Here is a 19988-nt window from a genome sequence, read left to right on the forward strand (position 1 = left end):
CCCCAAACTAAGGGCCGGAGCCCTTAGGCTTCAGCCGTCGCTTTTGCCTCAGGGATATCGACCTTGCCACCCGCAGCTTCAATAGCGGCGACAGCGCCGGCCGAAGCGTGAGCAACCTTGAAGGTAACCTTCTTGGCGGTGAATTCACCCGAAGCGACCAGGCGCACGCCGTCCTTGGCGCGACGCACGACGCCGGCGGCCACCAGGGCTGCTTCGTCGATCACGTTCTTGGCGTCGAGCTTGCCGGCATCGATCGCCACCTGGATGCGGTCCAGACGCACGACGTTCCACTTCTTGGGATTGTGCGAATTGAAACCACGCTTGGGCATACGCATGTGAAGGGGCATCTGGCCGCCTTCGAAACCATTGATGGCAACGCCCGAACGCGCGGTCTGGCCCTTGCCGCCACGACCACCGGTCTTGCCCTTGCCCGATCCGATACCGCGTCCAATACGGACACGGGTCTTGGAGGAACCCTCGTTGTCGCGGAGTTCGTTCAAACGCGCCATTTGCGTCACCTGTTCCTGAGAGCGCGTTCTACGAGGAACGTGCTGCAATCAAATAGTGGTCGGACCGGCCGAAGCCGGTCCGCTTTATCTTACTTACCGTCGACCACGCGGACGAGGTGCGGGAGCTTGGCGATCATGCCACGAACTTCCGGCGTGTCCTTGAGCGTGGACTGCTTGCGGATCTTGTTCAGCCCGAGACCGATCAGGGTCGCGCGCTGGGTCTTCTCGCGGCGGATCGGGCTACCGATCTGCTCAATGGTCACAGTCTTGTCGGCCATGTCTCTTCTCCGTTCCGAGCGCTGCGCTCAGATCAAGCTTCGGCAGCAGTCTCGCCACGGCGAGCCTGCAGTTCCGAAACCTTCAGGCCACGGCGAGCCGCAACCGAACGCGGGCTGTCAACGCGCTTGAGCGCATCGAACGTGGCCCGAACCATGTTGTAGGGGTTCGCGGTGCCCTGGGACTTGGCGACGATGTCGTTGATCCCGAGGGTCTCGAACACGGCGCGCATCGGACCGCCGGCGATGATGCCGGTACCCGGAACGGCGGCGCGCAGGATCACCTTCCCTGCCCCGTGACGGCCGACCACATCGTGGTGCAGCGTACGGGCATCGCGCAGCGGCACGCGGATGAGCTGGCGCTTGGCCTGCTCGGTCGCCTTGCGGATCGCCTCGGGAACTTCACGGGCTTTGCCGTGACCGAAACCGACGCGGCCCTTCTGGTCGCCCACAACCACGAGAGCGGCGAAACCAAAGCGCCGACCGCCCTTCACCACCTTGGCCACACGGTTGATGTGGACGAGGCGGTCGATGAATTCGCTTTCGCGCTCTTGAACGTCTTTCATAGCTTATCCAGCTCTTCTATTTCGTCGCCAGGGTCAGAACTGCAGGCCGCCCTCACGGGCAGCGTCTGCAAGGGCCTTGACCCGGCCGTGATAAAGGTAAGCGCCGCGGTCGAACACGACCTCGGAAACACCGGCCTTGGTGCCGCGCTCGGCGATCAGCTTGCCAATGGTGGCAGCTGCTTCAGCGGTGGCGCCATTCTTGACCGAAGCCTTGACGTCCTTGTCGATCGTCGAGGCTGCAGCCAGCGTACGGCCGGTGGCGTCGTCGATGATCTGCGCGTAGATATTCTTGTCCGAACGGAAAACCGACAGACGCGGGCGACCGAAGGCGCGAGCCTTGAGTGCGCGGCGAACGCGGGCCTTGCGGCGATCCGCTCCTTTTGCAGTGATAGCCATTGCCGGCGCTCCTTACTTCTTCTTGCCTTCTTTCTTGGCCACGAATTCGCCCGCATAGCGGACGCCCTTGCCCTTGTAGGGCTCGGGCTTACGGAAGCCTCGAATGTTGGCCGCAACCTGGCCAACCTGCTGCTTGTCGATGCCCGTCACGACGATTTCCGTCGGAGCCGGCACGGCCAGCGTGATTCCCTGGGGAGCCTCATAAACCACTTCGTGGGAGAAGCCGAGGGAAAGCTTGACGTCCTTGCCCTGCATGGCGGCACGATAACCGACGCCCTGGATCTGCAGCTTCTTCTCGAAGCCGTCCTTGACGCCCGTCACGATGTTCTGGAGCAGCGCGCGGGTGGTACCCCAGGCAGCGCGGGCTTCACGGGTATCGTTGGCCGGCGAGACCACCAGACCTTCTTCGCCCTGTTCGACGTTCACGATATCCATGAGCTCGAGGCTCAATTCGCCCTTGGGGCCCTTGGCGGTAACCGTGCGACCATTGATGGTCACGGTCACACCGCTCACTGCTGCGACAGGCTTTTTGCCAGTACGGGACATTTCTTCAAACCTTTATGAGTAATCGTCTTACCGCGCCTTAGAAGACGCGGCAGAGTACCTCGCCACCAACGTTCTGTGCCTTCGCCTCGTGGTCGGCCATCACGCCCTTGGGGGTCGACAGGATCGACACGCCAAGACCATTGGCAACCTGAGGGATATTCTTGACCGACGCATAGACGCGACGGCCCGGACGGGACACCCGCTCGATAGTGCGGATGACCGGCACGCTGTCCGAATACTTCAGCTCGATTTCGTATTCCGAAATGCCGTTCGCAAACTTGATCTCGTGATAGCCACGGATGAAGCCTTCGGTCTGCAGCACGTCCAGGACGCGGGCACGCAGGGTCGAAGCCGGCGTGTTCACGCTGTCCTTGCGGCGCAGCTGGGCATTACGAATACGGGTGAGCATATCCCCGATCGGATCGGAAAGGGCCATTCTTATTCTCTCCTTACCAGCTCGACTTGACCAGGCCCGGGATCTGACCCAGGTTGCCAAGTTCGCGCAGGGCAATACGGCTCAGCTTGAGCTTACGGTAGTAAGCGCGCGGGCGCCCCGAAACTTCACACCGGTTACGCACGCGACCCGGAGCCGAATTGCGCGGAAGTTCAGCCAGCTTGAGCTGAGCCTTGAAGCGCTCTTCCGGGGTTGCGGACTTGTCCATGCCGATGGCCTTCAGCGCGGCGCGCTTGCCGGCATAGCTCTTGGCCAGCTTGGCCCGGCGCTTGTTCTTTTCGATGGCGCTCGTCTTTGCCATATCGTCCTCTTTCTCGCGTACCGTTACTGACGGAACGGGAAGTTGAATGCCTTCAGAAGCGCGCGGGCTTCGTCGTCGCTCTTCGCCGTGGTGCAAACCACGATGTCCATACCCCACACCTGGTCGATCTTGTCGTAGGCGATTTCGGGGAAAATGATGTGTTCCTTGATGCCCATAGCGTAATTGCCACGGCCGTCAAAGGAATTCGGGTTCAGACCGCGGAAGTCGCGGACGCGCGGCAGGGCGATGTTCACCAGGCGGTCCAGGAATTCGTACATGCGCTGACGGCGAAGGGTGACCTTCACGCCCAGGGGCATGTTCTCGCGAACCTTGAAGCCGGCGATCGACTTGCGAGCGTGGGTGATGACCGGCTTCTGACCGGAGATCAGCTCGAGGTCGGACGCGGCGGCCTTGACCTTCTTGGTGTCGTTGACGGCTTCGCCAACGCCCATGTTCAGCACGATCTTCTCGAGCTTGGGGATCTGCATCGGGTTCTTGTACCCGAATTCCTTCACCAGGCCGGCGCGGATCGCCTCGTCATACTGCGTCCGCAGACGCGGAATGTAGGTCTCAGCCATCGATCACATCTCCGGTGCTCTTGGCGATGCGCTTCTTGGCGCCATCTTTGATCTGGAAACCGACGCGAGTCGGCTTGCCGTCCTTGTCGGCAACGGCAATGTTAGACAGGTGGATCGGGGCTTCCTTGGTGTAGATGCCCGCATCCTGGGACGCCGTCTGCTTGGTGTGGCGGCGCACCAGATTGATGCCCTGCACGACCGCGCGGGTCTCATCGGGGATAACCTGCAGGACCTTGCCGGTCTTGCCCTTGTCCTTGCCGGTCAATACGACGACGTTGTCGCCTTTTTTGATCTTGGCGGCCATTACAGCACCTCTGGAGCCAGCGAAATGATCTTCATGTGGTTCTTGGCGCGAAGCTCGCGCGGAACCGGCCCGAAGATACGAGTGCCGATCGGCTCTTTCTGATTGTTGATCAGCACGGCCGCGTTCTTGTCGAAGCGGATAACCGTACCGTCGGGACGACGGATGTCCTTGGCCGTGCGAACCACGACCGCCTTCATCACCTGGCCCTTTTTGACGCGGCCGCGCGGGATCGCATCCTTGACCGACACAACGATGATGTCGCCAACCGACGCGTACTTGCGATGCGAGCCGCCCAGCACCTTGATGCACATGACACGACGCGCGCCGGAATTATCCGCGACGTCGAGATTTGACTGCATCTGAATCATGACTGGATGCCTTCTTGTTACACGGCCCGCCCAACCGGCTCGCCGCCCTTAAACCCTAAATTCTTACGAACCCTGAACGAGCGTCCAACGCTTGTTCTTGGAGATCGGTGCGCATTCCTCGATCCACACGGTATCCCCGACCTTGGCGACATTCGCCTCGTCGTGAGCGTGGTACTTCTTGGACCGGCGCACGGTCTTCTTCATCACCGGGTGCGTGAAGCGGCGTTCGACGCGCACCACCACGGTCTTGTCGTTCGTGTCGGAGACCACCGTCCCCTGCAAAACGCGTTTTGGCATTGGGACTGCTCCTTACTTCGCTGCGTTCTTTTCGGCCAGCACGGTCTTGATGCGCGCGATCTCGCGGCGCACTTCCTTGACACGTGCGGGCTTTTCCAGCTGCTGGGTCGCGCGCTGAAAACGCAGATTGAACTGCTCTTTCTTCAGGCTCAGAAGCTGGTCCTTGAGCTCATCGGCCGTCTTGGCCCGAAAATCACTGGCTGCCATCTTCGCCTCTTAATCGTTGATGCGGGTGACAACCCGCGTCGTAACCGGAAGCTTCATGGCGCCGAGACGCAGGGCTTCCTTGGCGACGTCCTCGGGGACGCCGTCGATTTCGAACATGATGCGGCCCGGCTTGACGCGCGCGGCCCAGAATTCCACCGAACCCTTGCCCTTACCCATGCGGACTTCGGTCGGCTTCTTGGAAACCGGCAGGTCCGGGAAGATGCGGATCCACACCCTGCCCTGGCGCTTCATCTCGCGAGTGATCGCGCGGCGGGCCGCCTCGATCTGACGCGCGGTGACGCGCTCCGGCTCGGTCGCCTTCAGGCCGAACTGGCCGAAGTTCAGATCCGAGCCGCCCTTGGCCACGCCGTGGATGCGGCCCTTGTGGGCCTTGCGGAACTTTGTACGTTTTGGTTGCAGCATGGCTCAAATACCTTCTTAGCTGGCTGCCTGGGCCGAGCGACGGTGCGACGGGCCCTCGCCACCTTCGGTGGCACGGCGCTCGTGAGCGGTCGGATCGTGCTCAAGGACTTCGCCCTTGAAGATCCAGACCTTGATGCCGATGATGCCGTAGGTCGTGGAAGCTTCAGCAAAACCATAGTCGATGTCGGCGCGCAGGGTGTGCAGCGGCACGCGGCCTTCGCGGTACCATTCGGTACGGGCGATATCGGCACCACCGAGACGGCCACCGACGTTGACGCGGATACCGCCGGCGCCCATGCGGATGGCGGTCTGCACAGCACGCTTCATCGCACGGCGGAAAGCCACGCGGCGTTCGAGCTGCTGGGCAATGCCCTGAGCCACCAGGTTCGCATCGGTCTCAGGCTTGCGCACTTCGACGATGTTGATGTGCACTTCGCTGTCGGTGAACTTCTTCACCTTGGCGCGGATCTTGTCGATGTCAGCGCCCTTCTTGCCGATCACGATGCCCGGACGGGCAGTGTGGATCGACACGCGGCACTTGCGGTGCGGACGCTCGATGACGATCTTGGAAACGGCAGCCTGCTTGAGGTCGGCCAGGAGAGCCTTGCGGATCTTCAGGTCTTCCTGCAGGAGCGCGCCGTACTCGCCCTTGTTGGCGTACCAGCGAGAATCCCAGGTACGGTTGATCCCGAGACGCAGACCGATCGGATTAATCTTCTGGCCCATTATGCCGCTTCCTCAACTTGCCGCACGACGATCGTCAGGTGCGAGAACGGCTTTTCGATGCGCGAGGAGCGACCACGACCGCGAGCGGTCCAGCGCTTCATCACCAGCGAGTTGCCGACGAAGGCCTCGGCAACGACCAGAGCGTCGGTGTCCAGACCATGATTGTTTTCCGCGTTCGCGATGGCGCTCTCGAGCACCTTCTTGACCTGGCCGGCAATGCGCTTGTGCGAGAACTGCAGCTCGGCAAGAGCCTTCTCGACCTTCTTGCCGCGGATCATCGCGGCAACCAGGTTCAGCTTCTGCGGGCTGATGCGCAGCATCCGCAGAACGGCCTTGGCCTCGTTATCCTTGAGCGCGCGGGGAGTCTTCTGCTTGCCCATGATTACTTCCTCTTGGCCTTCTTGTCGGCCGCGTGCCCGTAATAGGTACGGCTGGGAGCGAACTCACCGAACTTGTGACCAATCATTTCTTCGGTGACCGACACCGGCACATGCTTGTGACCGTTGTGAACACCGAAGGTGATGCCGACGAACTGCGGCAGGATGGTCGAGCGGCGGCTCCAGATCTTGACGACCTCGTTGCGACCCGACTCGCGTGCCTTGTCCGCCTTCTTGAGCAGGTACCCGTCGACGAACGGACCCTTCCAGAGTGAACGTGCCATGACTTACCGGCCCTTCTTGACGTGACGCGAGCGGACGATGAACTTGTCCGTCGCCTTGTTGGTGCGGGTCTTCTTGCCCTTGGTCGGCTTGCCCCACGGCGTAACCGGGTGACGGCCACCGGAGGTGCGGCCTTCACCACCACCATGCGGGTGGTCGACCGGGTTCATGGTAACACCGCGGTTGACCGGCTTGCGACCGAGCCAACGGTTGCGACCGGCCTTGCCGATCGAGGTGTTCGAGTGGTCCTGGTTCGAAACCGCGCCAACGGTGGCGAGGCACGAGCCGTGGACACGGCGCTGTTCACCCGAGTTGAGGCGCAGGATCGCCCAACCGGCGTCACGGCCCACATACTGAGCATAGGCACCTGCCGAACGCGCGATCTGGCCGCCCTTGCGGGGCTTCAGCTCGACGTTGTGCACGATGGTGCCGACCGGCATGCGCTCGAGCGGCATGGCATTGCCCGGCTTCACGTCCACGCTCGAAAGCGAGGACACGATCTTGTCGCCGGCTGCCAGACGCTGGGGAGCGATCACGTAAGCCTGCTCGCCATCGGTGTAGGTCACCAGGGCGATGAAGGCGGTACGGTTCGGATCGTATTCCAGACGCTCGACGGTAGCTTCCATATCGAACTTCACGCGACGGAAGTCGACGATACGGTAGCTGCGCTTGTGACCGCCACCACGATGGAACGCGGTGATCCGGCCAGCGTTGTTACGGCCGCCCTTCTGCGAAAGACCGACGGTCAAACCCTTGACCGGCTTGCCCTTCCAGAGTTCCGAGCGGTCGACAGTGATGAGCTGACGGCGGCCAGGAGAGGTGGGATTATATTGTTTCAGAGCCATTTTTCTCTCTCACCCCTTACAGGCCGGTCGAAATGTCGATCGACTGCCCATCAGCGAGGGTCACCACAGCCTTCTTGACGTCGTTGCGGACGCCGAGCTGGTTGCGGAAACGCTTCACCTTGCCCTTGCGGACGAAGGTGTTGACAGCCTTGACCTTGACCGAGAACAGCGCCTCGACGGCAGCCTTGATCTCGGGCTTGCTCGCATCGACCGCAACGTCGAACACAACCTGGTTGTGCTCCGACAGGTTCGTCGACTTTTCAGTCACGACCGGGTTGCGGATGATGTCGTAGTGCTTGAACGTGCTCATGCGAACCGTGCCTCCAGCGCTTCGAGCGCTGCCTTGGTCAGAACGAGCTTCTGGCGACGCAGGATATCAACAACGTTGATGCCCTGGACCGGAAGCACGTCGATCTGCGGAATGTTGCGCGCAGCGAGCGCGAAATTCGCATCAACCGTAGCGCCGTCGATGATCAGCGCGCTCGTCCATTCACGGGCGCCGAAAGTCTTGCGAAGATCGGCAGTCTTGGGAGCCTTGGTCGCGACCGTATCCACGATCACCAGCTCGCCGGCCTTCACCTTGGAGGACAGCGCATGCTTGAGAGCAAGAACGCGGACCTTCTTGGGAAGATCGATGGCATGGCTGCGCGGCTCGGGACCGAACGCACGACCACCACCGCGGAACTGCGGGGCAGCCTTGTTGCCGTGACGAGCGCCGCCCGAACCCTTCTGCTTGACCGACTTCTTGCCGGTGTAAGCGATCTCGGAGCGATGCTTGACCTTGTGGGTCCCGGCCATCGCCTTGAGCTGCTGGTAGCGGACCATGCGGTGCAGGATGTCCGTGCGGGGCTCGAGGCCGAACACGTCGTCCTTGAGCGTCACGGAACCTACGTCTTTACCGTCTAGGTTGGTAATCTGGAGTTCCATTATTCATTCTCCCCCGCGACGGCGGCGGCCGGCTTGAACGAGCCAGGCGTAGCAACACCAGTAGGAGCGGGCTTCTTGACGGCGTCGCGGATCTGGATCCAGCCGCCCTTGGCGCCCGGAACCGAACCCTGGACCATGATCAGGCCGCGTTCGACATCGGTCTTGACGACCTTGACGTTCTGCGTGGTGACCCGCTCGGCACCCAGGTGACCGGCCATCTTCTTGTTCTTGAAGACCTTGCCCGGATCCTGGCGCTGACCGGTCGAACCGTGCGAGCGGTGGGACACCGACACACCGTGCGAAGCACGCAGACCACCGAAGTTCCAGCGCTTCATGCCGCCGGCAAAACCCTTACCGATCGAGATGCCCGTGACGTCCACGAGCTGCCCTTCGGCGAAATGGTCGGCCTGCATCGTCGCGCCAACCTCGATGAGGCTGTCAGCGTCGACGCGGAACTCAGCGACGTGGCGCTTGATCTCGACCTTGGCCGCGCCGAACTGACCGCGCTGTGCCTTGGGCGTGTTCTTCGCCTTGGCGGTACCGGCGCCCAACTGCAGCGCGGTATAGCCGTCCTTGTCTTGCGTGCGCTGGCCCACCACCTGGCAGTTCTGCAGCCCGAGCACCGTGACCGGCACGTGGGTGCCGTCCTCGGTGAATATGCGGGTCATGCCCAGCTTCTGTGCGATCAAACCAGAACGCATCGGTTGCTACCTTTTCAATTTAGCGCTGGACCGGGTCATGTTTGTCAGAGGACCCTTTTTCTGGTCAGCGCGGAAACTCCGTCACTCAGAGCTTGATTTCGACGTCGACACCGGCGGCGAGATCGAGCTTCATTAGCGCGTCCACGGTCTGCGGAGTCGGATCCACAATGTCCAGAAGACGCTTGTGGGTACGGATCTCGAACTGTTCGCGGCTCTTCTTGTCGATGTGCGGCGAACGGTTGACGGTGAACTTTTCAATTCGCGTCGGCAGAGGGATCGGGCCGCGAACCTGCGCACCCGTGCGCTTGGCCGTGTTGACGATCTCGCGCGTGGACGTGTCCAGGACACGATGGTCAAAGGCTTTGAGCCGAATGCGAATGTTTTGACCGTTCATCTTGTTTTCCTAGCGAAAAATGGAACGCGGCGCGCAACGCGGCGCGCCGCGATTTACATTTCCGTCCTTACTTCAGGATCTTGGCGACGACGCCGGCGCCGACGGTACGGCCACCTTCACGGATAGCGAAGCGGAGCTTCTCTTCCATGGCGATCGGAACGATCAGCTGGACGTTCATGTTGATGTTGTCGCCAGGCATCACCATTTCGGTGCCTTCCGGCAGGGTCACAACACCAGTCACGTCGGTCGTGCGGAAGTAGAACTGCGGACGGTAGTTGGCAAAGAACGGCGTGTGACGGCCACCCTCTTCCTTGGTCAGGATGTAGGCTTCGGCAACGAAGTCCGTGTGCGGAGTAACCGAACCGGGCTTGCAGAGGACCTGGCCGCGCTCGACCTGAGTACGGTCGATACCACGGATCAGGGCACCGATGTTGTCGCCGGCCTGCCCCGAGTCGAGCAGCTTGCGGAACATTTCAACGCCGGTCACGGTCGTCTTCTGGGTGGCCTTGATGCCGACGATCTCGACTTCTTCACCAACCTTGACGATGCCGCGCTCGACACGGCCGGTCACCACGGTGCCGCGACCCGAGATCGAGAACACGTCTTCGATCGGCATCAGGAACGGCTGGTCAACCGGACGCTCCGGCTGCGGAATGTACGAGTCGACATTGCGCATCAGCTCGAGAACGGCCTCGTGGCCGAGCTTCGGATCGCCGTTGTTCAGGGCTTCGGTGGCCGAACCCTTGATGATCGGAATGTCATCGCCCGGGAATTCGTACGAGGACAGCAGCTCACGGACTTCCAGCTCGACGAGCTCGAGCAGTTCCGGATCGTCGACCATGTCGCACTTGTTCAGGAACACGACCAGAGCCGGCACACCGACCTGACGGGCGAGCAGGATGTGCTCGCGGGTCTGCGGCATCGGGCCGTCGGCAGCCGACACGACCAGGATCGCGCCGTCCATCTGGGCGGCACCGGTGATCATGTTCTTCACATAGTCAGCGTGGCCGGGGCAGTCGACGTGAGCGTAGTGACGGTTCTCGGTCTCGTACTCGACGTGAGCGGTGTTGATGGTGATACCACGAGCGCGCTCTTCGGGAGCAGCGTCGATCTGGTCGTACGCCTTGAAGGTCGCGCCACCGGTCTCAGCGAGAACCTTGGTGATAGCAGCCGTCAGCGACGTCTTGCCATGGTCAACGTGACCGATGGTGCCGATGTTGCAGTGCGGCTTGGTGCGCGAGAATTTTTCCTTCGCCATCGCTTTTCTCCGTAATCCGCCAGCGTTTCATGCCAGCGGGTAAGTTTGATCTCTTTTAAATCAGGCGTACTTGGCCTGGACTTCGGTGGCCACCGCCTGCGGGACCTGCTCGTAGTGGTCGAACACCATCGAGTACTGTGCACGACCCTGGCTCATCGAGCGGAGGGAGTTCACGTAGCCGAACATGTTCGCCAGAGGCACCAGGGCGTCGACGACCTGCACAACGCCACGGCTTTCCGTGCCACGGATCTGACCGCGGCGGGAGTTCAGGTCGCCGATGACGTCGCCCATGTATTCTTCAGGCGTCGTAACTTCAACCTTCATAACCGGCTCGAGGATCTTCGGACCGGCCTTCTGCAGAGCCTCGCGGAAACCAGCGCGGCCAGCGATTTCGAAGGCGAGGACCGAGGAGTCCACGTCGTGGTAGGCGCCGTCCGTCAGGACGAACTTCACGTCCACGATCGGGAAGCCGATCAGCGGGCCAGAGCCCATAACCGATTCCACACCCTTCTGCACGCCCGGGATGTATTCCTTCGGAACGTTACCGCCGACGACTTCCGAAGCGAACTGGAAGCCGGCACCCGGCTCATTGGGTTCGATGCGGAACTTGATGCGGGCGAACTGACCCGAACCACCCGACTGCTTCTTGTGGGTGTAGTCGTGCTCGACCTGGCGGCTGATGGCTTCACGGTAAGCCACCTGCGGCTGACCGATATTGGCCTCGACCTTGAATTCGCGCTTCATGCGGTCGACGATGATGTCCAGGTGAAGTTCACCCATGCCCGAGATGATGGTCTGGCCGGACTCTTCGTCGGTCTTGACGCGGAAGGACGGATCCTCGGCAGCCAGGCGAGCGAGCGCGAGGCCCATCTTTTCCTGGTCGCCCTTGGACTTCGGCTCGACCGAGATGTCGATAACCGGATCCGGGAATTCCATGCGTTCAAGGATAACCGGAGCACTCGGGATCGTCAGCGTGTCGCCCGTGGTGGTGTCCTTCAGACCCACGATGGCCACGATGTCGCCCGCATAGGCTTCGGTGATCTGCTCGCGGCTGTTCGCATGCATCTGGAACATGCGACCGACGCGTTCCTTCTTCTCCTTGACGGTATTCTCAAGGGAAGCACCGGCCTCGAGGTGACCCGAGTAGATGCGGCAGAAGGTCAGCGAACCCATGTGCGGGTCGTTGGCGATCTTGAAGGCCAGCATCGACAGCGGCTCTTCGTCCGAAGCGTGACGCTCGATCTCGGCACCGGTCTTGACGTCGATGCCCTTGATGGCAGGGATGTCGATCGGGGACGGCAGGAAGTCCACGACGGCGTCGAGGAGCGGCTGCACGCCCTTGTTCTTGAACGAGGAACCGCAGAACACGGGGTAGAACTTGGCATCGACCACGCCCTTACGGATCAGACGACGCAGGGTGTCCTTATCCGGGGCATTGCCTTCCAGGTACGCTTCCATGGCCGCATCGTCGATCTCGACGGCGGTCTCGACGAGACGCTCACGGTACTCTTCGGCGCGGGCCTTGAGGTCTTCCGGAATCTCGACGACGTCCCACTGGGCGCCCAGCTCTTCGTTGCGCCACACGAGCGCATTCATCTCAATGAGATCCACGACGCCCTTGAAGTCGCTTTCAGCGCCGATCGGCAGCTGCATGACCAGGGTGGTGATGCCCAGGCGCTTCTTGAGGGTATCGAGGCAGTAGTAGAAGTCGGCGCCGGTCTTATCCATCTTGTTGACGAAGATGAGACGCGGAACGTGGTACTTGTCGGCCTGGCGCCAGACGGTCTCCGTCTGGGGCTCAACGCCTTGGTTACCGTCGAGCAGAGCCACGGCACCGTCGAGAACACGCAGCGAACGCTCGACTTCGATGGTGAAGTCCACGTGGCCGGGGGTGTCGATGATGTTGAAGCGGTGCATCACGCCATCGCGCGACTTCCAGAACGTGGTGGTCGCAGCCGAAGTGATGGTGATGCCGCGTTCCTGCTCCTGCTCCATCCAGTCCATGGTAGCGGCGCCGTCATGGACTTCGCCGATCTTGTGGGACTTGCCGGTGTAGTAGAGGATTCGCTCGGTCGTCGTCGTCTTGCCAGCATCGATGTGAGCCATGATGCCGAAGTTACGGTAGCGATTAATCGGGTATTCGCGTGCCATGATGAGCTCCAACTACCAGCGGTAGTGCGAGAAGGCACGGTTGGCGTCAGCCATACGGTGCGTGTCTTCGCGTTTCTTGACGGCCTGGCCACGGCCATTGAGCGCATCCATCAGCTCGCCCGAGAGGCGCTCACGCATGGTGTGCTCGCCGCGCTTGCGGGCGGATTCGATGAGCCAGCGGATGGCCAGGGCCTGCTGACGATCGGTACGGACTTCAACCGGAACCTGGTAGGTCGCACCACCGACGCGGCGCGAGCGCACTTCCACGGCCGGACGAACGTTGTCCAGGGCAGTGTGGAAGACGGTGATCGGATCCTGCTTGGTCTTGGCCTGCACGATGTCGAAAGCGCCGTAGACGATGCCTTCAGCAGCCGACTTCTTGCCGTCCAGCATAAGGGAATTCATGAACTTGGTAACGACGATGTCACCGAACTTTGCGTCCGGGTGAACTTCGCGTTTCTCTGCGCGGTGGCGACGGGACATTAATAGAACTCCTTACTTCGGACGCTTCGCGCCGTACTTCGAGCGACGCTGCTTGCGGTCCTTGACGCTCTGAGTGTCCAGAACGCCGCGCAGAACGTGGTAGCGAACGCCGGGAAGGTCGCGCACGCGGCCGCCACGGATCAGGACCACGGAGTGCTCCTGAAGGTTGTGGCCTTCACCCGGGATATAGGAAATCACTTCGCGGGAAGTGGTCAGACGGACTTTGGCCACCTTGCGGAGGGCCGAGTTCGGCTTCTTGGGGGTCGTCGTGTACACACGGCTGCAAACGCCACGCTTCTGCGGGTTCGCTTCCATCGCCGGGACTTTGTTCCGCTTCGGCTTGGCCTGCCGGGGCTTGCGGATCAACTGATTAATGGTCGGCATTGCGCTCTTTCCATCCGTCCGAATTCAAAATGGTTCAGGCGTAGCAAACCAAAAGGCGCCCGCTCGAACCTCATTGAGGATCGGCGGCGCCGGGATGCAGCGGACCACTTCCATTTGGAAGCGTTCATGCGCACAAGAATGTCTACGTCTGTTACCAAAACTAGTGTGTTTGAGTTTCTTGGATGCCCGCGTCAGGCGGCAGATACCCGGTTGAAACTCACGACCGACCGTTAAGGTGGGCTGCGTATACCGCCCGAGTCCCCGCCCGTCAAGGGCAAGGTCCTAAAAAAGGGTGTCACATGGCCCGCATGCGCGGGGGTTATGGGACATTGCCCCCTCCTCCGGGAAGCCGGATCGGAATTGCTCCACGAACAGCCGGGCGGAAGGCCTCGTATATAGGTGTATTTTTCGTTATCAGAAGAGCGGGGCACGACAATTATGGTCCATGGGGGACCTGAGGAGACTACGATGACTTTCAAGGCTTTGATTCTCGGCGCCGCGATCGCGCTGGGAGCGACGGGCTCAGCCTTCGCCGCCGGATCCGACCTGGTCGACGGCAACGACGTCGATACGATTCTCGAGCTGGCCCGCGGCTATGGCAGCGCCAGCCTGGAGAAGCAGGACAATGGCGATCCCAAGATCAAGGGCGATATCGACGGCATCACCTATGCCATCTACTTCATGAACTGCACCAAGGGTAAGAACTGCGAGGACCTGAACTTCTATTCGGGTTTCCTTGACCTCAAGCCCGACATGGACGTCATCAACGCCTGGAATCGCGACAAGCGCTTCGGCAAGGCCTATCTCGACAGCGACGGCGATGCGGTGGTCGAGATGGACCTCAACCTCGAGCACGGTATCTCGACCGACAACCTGGACGCCGACATCTCGGTCTGGAGCCTGGTCGTGGGTCAGTATGCCGAGCACGTCGGCTACAAGAAGTAACCGGCGATTCCCGGTTCGAGAGTTTGGAAGGGCGGCCTGGCCGCCCTTTTTTCTGCCTAGCTCACCACCGCGATGATGAACCCGTCATAACCCTTGCTCCCCACGGTCTGCATCGCCGTGGCCGAGATGCGCGGGTTCGAGCCCAGGATTTCGAAGGCCGCGCGGGCCCCGCCCACATTGGCATCTCCAGTGTCGCCCCGGGTCACCGCCCCGTTGCGGATGACGTTGTCACAGATGATGACCGTCCCTGGCCGCGCGAGCTTGAGCGCCCAATCGAGATAGCCCGGATTGTTCGGCTTGTCGGCATCGATGAAGATGAGGTCGAACGGCCCTGCCCCTTCGGCGGCCAGGTGCGGCAGTGTTTCGAGCGCCGCGCCCGTGCGCACCTCGATCATCGAGCCGAGCCCTGCCCTTTCGATATTGGCGCGCGCCACCTGCGCATGGTGCGGATTGAACTCGAGGCTCACCACCCGCCCGTCCACGGGCAGTGCCCGCGCCATCCAGATGGTCGAATAGGCCCCGAGGGTGCCGATCTCGAGAATGCGTCTGGCGCCCGCGATCCGGGCGAGCAGGTGCAGCAGCTTGCCCTGCGCCGGAGACACGTCGATGGCCGGCAGCCCCGCCGCGCGGTTGGCTTCCAGTACCTGGTCGAGCGCCGGATCGTCAGGAACGAGGTTGGCCACGATATAGTCGTCGACCGCAGCCCAGGTCTTGTCGCTCATGTCTGTTTCCTGATCTCGGACCCGTGAATGCCGGCGGGTCGTCCGGGCCTCTGGCGCCCTAGGAGCGGCGCGGGATTGGTGCAATACTCACTGGTGAGCCCCGGGGAACCGGCGCCATGGAGAGGACCATGCAGCACGACGACACCCACGACAATGCCAATTTCCTTGGAATGCTAGCCATCGCCCTGATCGCGCTGGCCATTCTGTTCCCGCTCTTCATCTGGATGTCGGTAGCCATAAAGGGCTGACGTTCCATTCGGCTGGCGCCACTGCCGAACCGCAACCTGGCGAGCAACGAAAAAGGGGGCCCATGAGGCCCCCTTCTCTATTCGTATGATCGATCGGCTTACTCGGCCGGAACTGTCGGCGCCGGGATGGCGGCAGTCTCGGCGTGGCGACGGCGTTCCTCGAGGATGAGGTCATCGCGCTTGGCCGCAACCAGCTTGGCCGAGGTCGTCATGGCGCCGGTACCAGCCGGGATGAGGCGGCCGACGATGACGTTTTCCTTGAGGCCTTCCAGAAGGTCGGCCTTGCCGGAGATGGCAGCCTCGGTGAGCACGCGCGTCGTTTCCTGGAACGATGCGGCCGACACGAACGAGCGGGTCTGCAGCGACGCCTTGGTGATACCCAGCAGCACCGGGTTCGCCTGGGCGGGCTTGCGGCCATCGGCCACCAGCTGATCGTTGAGCTCGTCGAAGTCGAGCTTGTCGATCTGTTCGTCCTTGAGCAGGCCGCTGTCGCCCGGATCGGTGATCTCGACCTTCTGCAGCATCTGGCGAACGATCACCTCGATGTGCTTGTCGTTAATCAACACGCCCTGGAGGCGGTAGACTTCCTGGATCTCGTTGACGAGGTAGCGAGCAAGCTCCTCCACGCCCTTGATGGCCAGGATGTCGTGCGGTGCCGGGTTGCCGTCGAGGATGTATTCACCCTTCTCGATGGTGTCGCCTTCCTGCAGGTGGAACGGCTTGCCCTTCGGGATCAGGTACTCGACCGGATCGGCACCCTCTTCATGCGGCTCGATGATGACGCGACGCTTGTTCTTGTAGTCGCGGCCGAAGCGGATGGTGCCATCGATCTCGGCGATGATGGCGTGATCCTTCGGACGGCGAGCCTCGAACAGTTCGGCCACGCGCGGCAGACCGCCGGTGATGTCTTTGGTCTTGGCGCTTTCCAGCGGGATACGGGCCAGCACGTCACCAGCCGAGACCTTCTCGCCCGGCTCGACCGCGATAACCGCGTCGACCGAGAGCAGGTACCGGGCTTCGCCACCACGCTCCAGCTTGGCGACAGCGCCGCCGCGGGAGATCGTGATAGCCGGCTTGAGGCTGTCCGAACGCTGGCTGGTGCGCCAGTCGATGACAACGCGCTTGGTGAAGCCGGTGGTCTCGTCGGTGTTTTCCGCAACGGAAGCACCGTCCACCAGATCCTCGTAGCCCACCTCGCCGTCGACGTCGGCCAGCACGGGACGGGTGTAGGGGTCCCATTCGGCCAGACGCTGGCCGCGCTTGACGGTGTCGCCATCCTTGACACGGATCTTGGCACCATAAGCCACGCGGTGGGTCGCACGGTCCTTCCCGTCGCCATCGAGGATGGCGAGGGTGACGTTACGGCCCATGGCAACGAGCAGGCCACCCGAGATCTTGGCAACGTTGGCGTTGCGGATCTCGATCTTGCCTTCGGCACCAGCCTCGAGGAACGAGCTGTCGACCACCTGTGCCGTACCACCGATGTGGAACGTGCGCATGGTGAGCTGCGTACCCGGCTCACCGATCGACTGCGCGGCGATGACGCCGACAGCTTCACCGATGTTGACCGGCGTACCGCGAGCCAGGTCACGGCCGTAGCAGGCGGCGCAGCAACCCTGACGCATGTCACAGGTCAGCGGCGAGCGGATGCGGACCGACTGGATCTTGGCATCCTCGATCATATCGACATGCTTCTCTTCGAGCAGCGTGCCCTTGGCGACCAGCAGATCACCCGAGACCGGATGATTGATGTCGTCGGCAGCCGTACGGCCCAGGATACGCTGGCCGAGAGTGGCCACGATCTGGCCGGCATCCACGATCGGCTCCATGGTCAGGCCACGATCGGTACCGCAATCGAGTTCGGTAATGATCGAGTCCTGCGCCACGTCCACGAGACGACGGGTCAGGTAACCCGAGTTCGCGGTCTTGAGCGCGGTGTCGGCGAGACCCTTACGGGCACCGTGGGTCGAGTTGAAGTACTCGAGAACGGTGAGGCCTTCCTTGAAGTTGGCCGTGATCGGGGTTTCGATGATCGAGCCGTCCGGACGAGCCATCAGGCCGCGCATACCGGCGAGCTGCTTCATCTGGGCCGGCGAACCACGGGCACCCGAGTGGCTCATCATGTAAACCGAGTTGATCGGCTTCTGACGACCCGTCTCCTGGTCGATCTGAACGGCGGCAATGCCCTTCATCATCTCTTCGGCGACCTTGTCACCGCACTTGGCCCAGGCGTCGACCACCTTGTTGTACTTCTCGCCCTGAGTGATCAGGCCGTCGTTGTACTGCTGCTCGAATTCCTCGACCTGCTTACGGGTGTCCTCGACGATCTTATACTTGCTCGTCGGGATAACCATGTCGTCCTTGCCGAACGAAATGCCCGCGTCACAAGCGTTCTTGAAGCCGAGCTGCATGACGCGGTCACAGAAGATGACCGTCTCCTTCTGACCGCAACCGCGATAGACGGTGTCGATCATCTTGGAGATCATCTTCTTGGTCATGAGCTGGTTCGCGGTCGCGAACGGCACGGCCGGGTGCTTGGGCAGGATCTGACCGATCAGCATGCGGCCCGGGGTCGTTTCCACGATCTCGGTGGTCTGGTTGCCGTTCTCGTCGAACGCCACCACACGGCCCTTGATCTTGGAGTGCAGCGTCACCACGCCGGTATCCAGGGCGTGCTCGAGCTCGGCCACGGACGAGAACATCATGCCCTGGCCGGGCTCGTTCTCATTCATGAGCGAGAGATAGTAGAGCCCCAGGACGATGTCCTGGCTCGGCACGATGATCGGCTGGCCGTTGGCCGGGTGCAGGATGTTGTTGGTCGACATCATCAGCACGCGGGCTTCGAGCTGAGCTTCGAGCGACAGCGGCACGTGCACGGCCATCTGGTCGCCGTCGAAGTCGGCGTTGAAGGCCGAGCAGACGAGCGGGTGCAGACGGATGGCCTTGCCTTCGATCAGCATGGGCTCGAAAGCCTGGATGCCGAGGCGGTGCAGGGTCGGCGCGCGGTTCAGCAGAACCGGGTGCTCGCGGATGACCTCGTCCAGGATATCCCAGACTTCCGGCTTTTCCTTTTCGACCAGCTTCTTGGCCTGCTTGACGGTAGAGGAGAAGCCCTTGGCTTCAAGACGCGAGTAGATGAACGGCTTGAAGAGCTCCAGAGCCATCTTCTTGGGAAGACCGCACTGATGCAGCTTGAGCTCCGGACCCACGGTGATCACCGAACGGCCCGAATAGTCCACGCGCTTGCCGAGCAGGTTCTGACGGAACCGGCCCTGCTTGCCCTTGAGCATATCCGAGAGCGACTTCAGCGGACGCTTGTTGGCACCGGTGATGGTGCGGCCACGGCGACCGTTGTCGAAGAGCGCATCCACGGCTTCCTGGAGCATGCGCTTTTCGTTGCGGATGATGATATCCGGCGCACGCAGCTCGATCAGGCGCTTGAGGCGGTTGTTACGGTTGATCACGCGACGGTAGAGGTCGTTGAGATCGGACGTAGCAAAGCGGCCGCCATCCAGCGGAACCAGCGGGCGCAGTTCGGGCGGAATGACCGGGATAACGGTCATGATCATCCATTCGGGCTTGTTGCCCGAAACGATGAACTGCTCGACGACCTTGAGGCGCTTGGCGAGCTTCTTGGGCTTCAGTTCCGTGGTCGACTCGGCGATTTCCACGCGCAGGTCCGCCGCGATCTTTTCCAGATCGAGGGCGAGCAGGATGTCGCGGATGGCCTCGGCGCCGATCTTGGCGGTGAAGCTGTCGGCACCGTACTGGTCCTGGGCGTCCAGGTACTGTTCCTCGGTCAGCAGCTCATGCAGGCTGAACGGGGTCAGGCCGGGCTCGAGAACGACGTAGTTCTCGAAGTAGAGGATGCGCTCGATGTCCTTGAGCGTCATATCGAGCAGCAGCGCGATACGGGACGGCAGGGACTTGAGGAACCAGATGTGGGCGACGGGCGCGGCGAGCTCGATGTGGCCCATGCGCTCGCGGCGGACGCGGCTCAGGGTGACTTCCACACCGCACTTCTCGCAGATGACGCCCTTGAACTTCATGCGCTTGTACTTGCCGCACAGGCACTCGTAGTCCTTCACGGGGCCAAAGATGCGCGCGCAGAACAGGCCGTCACGCTCGGGCTTGAACGTACGATAGTTGATGGTCTCGGGCTTCTTGATCTCGCCGTAGGACCACGAAAGGATCTTTTCCGGGCTGGCGATCGAGATCTTCATCTGATCGAAGGTCTGCGCCGGAACCTGCGGATTGAACGGGTCCATGACGTGAGAATGATGATTCATTCGGTCTCTCCTCGTTTCGCGAGTTTCGGGCT

General features: G+C 61.7%; 28 protein-coding genes. 1 reads left to right on the forward strand and 27 read right to left on the reverse strand.

Going from position 1 to position 19988, the window contains the following annotated elements:
• Positions 1-23: 23 nt before the first annotated feature.
• The 25 genes from rplO to rpsL form a co-directional block, all read right to left on the reverse strand.
• The gene (gene rplO, locus FNA67_RS13245; protein WP_049705613.1) at positions 24-509 is read right to left on the reverse strand and encodes a 50S ribosomal protein L15; all 486 of its coding nucleotides are present in this window, start codon (positions 507-509) and stop codon (positions 24-26) included.
• An 89-nt stretch (positions 510-598) separates the two neighbouring features.
• Positions 599-787 (reverse strand): 50S ribosomal protein L30, encoded by a 189-nt coding sequence (gene rpmD / locus FNA67_RS13250; RefSeq protein WP_049705614.1) that lies wholly within the window; start codon positions 785-787, stop codon positions 599-601.
• 32 nt (positions 788-819) lie between these two features.
• Entirely contained in the window at positions 820-1350 is a 531-nt protein-coding gene (gene rpsE, locus FNA67_RS13255; RefSeq protein WP_049705615.1) for a 30S ribosomal protein S5, read from the reverse strand.
• 33 nt (positions 1351-1383) lie between these two features.
• Positions 1384-1746 carry a 50S ribosomal protein L18 gene (rplR, locus tag FNA67_RS13260; RefSeq protein WP_049705616.1) on the reverse strand — a complete coding sequence of 121 codons (363 nt, stop codon included), beginning with the start codon at positions 1744-1746 and terminating at the stop codon, positions 1384-1386.
• Positions 1747-1758: 12 nt separating this feature from the next.
• Positions 1759-2292, reverse strand: coding sequence for a 50S ribosomal protein L6 (gene rplF / locus FNA67_RS13265; protein ID WP_049705617.1), 534 nt, complete (start codon positions 2290-2292; stop codon positions 1759-1761).
• 37 nt (positions 2293-2329) lie between these two features.
• Positions 2330-2728, reverse strand: a complete 399-nt coding sequence (gene rpsH, locus FNA67_RS13270; protein WP_049705618.1) for a 30S ribosomal protein S8 — start codon at positions 2726-2728, stop codon at positions 2330-2332.
• Positions 2729-2741: 13 nt separating this feature from the next.
• Positions 2742-3047: a 30S ribosomal protein S14 gene (gene rpsN, locus FNA67_RS13275; protein ID WP_049705619.1), complete on the reverse strand. Its 306-nt coding sequence runs from the start codon at positions 3045-3047 to the stop codon at positions 2742-2744.
• A 23-nt stretch (positions 3048-3070) separates the two neighbouring features.
• On the reverse strand, positions 3071-3625 hold the full coding sequence (rplE, locus tag FNA67_RS13280; RefSeq protein ID WP_049705620.1) for a 50S ribosomal protein L5: 555 nt from the start codon (positions 3623-3625) through the stop codon (positions 3071-3073).
• Positions 3618-3929 carry a 50S ribosomal protein L24 gene (gene rplX / locus FNA67_RS13285; RefSeq protein ID WP_049705621.1) on the reverse strand — a complete coding sequence of 104 codons (312 nt, stop codon included), beginning with the start codon at positions 3927-3929 and terminating at the stop codon, positions 3618-3620. Before rplX ends, rplE begins: the two co-directional genes overlap by 8 nt.
• Complete coding sequence (gene rplN / locus FNA67_RS13290; protein WP_049705622.1) at positions 3929-4297, reverse strand: 50S ribosomal protein L14; 369 nt, start codon at positions 4295-4297, stop codon at positions 3929-3931. The genes rplX and rplN overlap by 1 nt, the downstream gene beginning before the upstream one ends.
• Positions 4298-4360: 63 nt before the next feature.
• Positions 4361-4594 carry a 30S ribosomal protein S17 gene (rpsQ, locus tag FNA67_RS13295; protein WP_035038382.1) on the reverse strand — a complete coding sequence of 78 codons (234 nt, stop codon included), beginning with the start codon at positions 4592-4594 and terminating at the stop codon, positions 4361-4363.
• 12 nt (positions 4595-4606) lie between these two features.
• Positions 4607-4801, reverse strand: coding sequence for a 50S ribosomal protein L29 (gene rpmC / locus FNA67_RS13300; protein WP_035038379.1), 195 nt, complete (start codon positions 4799-4801; stop codon positions 4607-4609).
• Positions 4802-4810: 9 nt separating this feature from the next.
• Positions 4811-5224 carry a 50S ribosomal protein L16 gene (gene rplP / locus FNA67_RS13305; RefSeq protein ID WP_049705623.1) on the reverse strand — a complete coding sequence of 138 codons (414 nt, stop codon included), beginning with the start codon at positions 5222-5224 and terminating at the stop codon, positions 4811-4813.
• Positions 5225-5239: 15 nt separating this feature from the next.
• A complete protein-coding gene (gene rpsC / locus FNA67_RS13310) occupies positions 5240-5950 on the reverse strand; it encodes a 30S ribosomal protein S3 (protein ID WP_049705624.1) in 711 nt (236 codons plus the stop codon).
• Entirely contained in the window at positions 5950-6330 is a 381-nt protein-coding gene (gene rplV, locus FNA67_RS13315) for a 50S ribosomal protein L22 (RefSeq protein ID WP_049705625.1), read from the reverse strand. Before rplV ends, rpsC begins: the two co-directional genes overlap by 1 nt.
• Before the next feature lie 2 nt (positions 6331-6332).
• The gene (gene rpsS / locus FNA67_RS13320) at positions 6333-6611 is read right to left on the reverse strand and encodes a 30S ribosomal protein S19 (RefSeq protein WP_049705626.1); all 279 of its coding nucleotides are present in this window, start codon (positions 6609-6611) and stop codon (positions 6333-6335) included.
• Positions 6612-6614: 3 nt separating this feature from the next.
• Positions 6615-7454, reverse strand: a complete 840-nt coding sequence (gene rplB, locus FNA67_RS13325; protein ID WP_049705627.1) for a 50S ribosomal protein L2 — start codon at positions 7452-7454, stop codon at positions 6615-6617.
• A 16-nt stretch (positions 7455-7470) separates the two neighbouring features.
• Positions 7471-7764 (reverse strand): 50S ribosomal protein L23, encoded by a 294-nt coding sequence (locus FNA67_RS13330; RefSeq protein ID WP_049705628.1) that lies wholly within the window; start codon positions 7762-7764, stop codon positions 7471-7473.
• On the reverse strand, positions 7761-8381 hold the full coding sequence (gene rplD / locus FNA67_RS13335; RefSeq protein ID WP_049705629.1) for a 50S ribosomal protein L4: 621 nt from the start codon (positions 8379-8381) through the stop codon (positions 7761-7763). The genes FNA67_RS13330 and rplD overlap by 4 nt, the downstream gene beginning before the upstream one ends.
• Entirely contained in the window at positions 8381-9082 is a 702-nt protein-coding gene (gene rplC, locus FNA67_RS13340; RefSeq protein ID WP_049705630.1) for a 50S ribosomal protein L3, read from the reverse strand. The genes rplD and rplC overlap by 1 nt, the downstream gene beginning before the upstream one ends.
• 85 nt (positions 9083-9167) lie before the next feature.
• On the reverse strand, positions 9168-9476 hold the full coding sequence (gene rpsJ / locus FNA67_RS13345; RefSeq protein WP_035038345.1) for a 30S ribosomal protein S10: 309 nt from the start codon (positions 9474-9476) through the stop codon (positions 9168-9170).
• Positions 9477-9543: 67 nt separating this feature from the next.
• Positions 9544-10734, reverse strand: a complete 1191-nt coding sequence (gene tuf / locus FNA67_RS13350; RefSeq protein WP_049705631.1) for an elongation factor Tu — start codon at positions 10732-10734, stop codon at positions 9544-9546.
• Between the two features lie 60 nt (positions 10735-10794).
• The gene (fusA, locus tag FNA67_RS13355; RefSeq protein ID WP_049705632.1) at positions 10795-12885 is read right to left on the reverse strand and encodes an elongation factor G; all 2091 of its coding nucleotides are present in this window, start codon (positions 12883-12885) and stop codon (positions 10795-10797) included.
• A gap of 12 nt (positions 12886-12897) precedes the next feature.
• Positions 12898-13368 carry a 30S ribosomal protein S7 gene (gene rpsG, locus FNA67_RS13360; RefSeq protein WP_049705633.1) on the reverse strand — a complete coding sequence of 157 codons (471 nt, stop codon included), beginning with the start codon at positions 13366-13368 and terminating at the stop codon, positions 12898-12900.
• A gap of 12 nt (positions 13369-13380) precedes the next feature.
• Entirely contained in the window at positions 13381-13752 is a 372-nt protein-coding gene (gene rpsL, locus FNA67_RS13365; RefSeq protein WP_049705634.1) for a 30S ribosomal protein S12, read from the reverse strand.
• Between the two features lie 468 nt (positions 13753-14220).
• Between rpsL and FNA67_RS13370 the strand changes: the two genes are divergently transcribed.
• Positions 14221-14697, forward strand: a complete 477-nt coding sequence (locus tag FNA67_RS13370) for a YbjN domain-containing protein (protein ID WP_049705635.1) — start codon at positions 14221-14223, stop codon at positions 14695-14697.
• 56 nt (positions 14698-14753) lie between these two features.
• On the opposite strand, the gene FNA67_RS13375 is transcribed toward FNA67_RS13370, so the two are convergent.
• Positions 14754-15419, reverse strand: coding sequence for an O-methyltransferase (locus tag FNA67_RS13375; protein ID WP_147656340.1), 666 nt, complete (start codon positions 15417-15419; stop codon positions 14754-14756).
• 346 nt (positions 15420-15765) lie between these two features.
• The gene (gene rpoC / locus FNA67_RS13380) at positions 15766-19956 is read right to left on the reverse strand and encodes a DNA-directed RNA polymerase subunit beta' (RefSeq protein WP_147656341.1); all 4191 of its coding nucleotides are present in this window, start codon (positions 19954-19956) and stop codon (positions 15766-15768) included.
• Between the last annotated feature and the right edge of the window lie 32 nt (positions 19957-19988).

The organism is Youhaiella tibetensis, assembly GCF_008000755.1.
GTDB lineage: Bacteria > Pseudomonadota > Alphaproteobacteria > Rhizobiales > Devosiaceae > Paradevosia > Paradevosia tibetensis.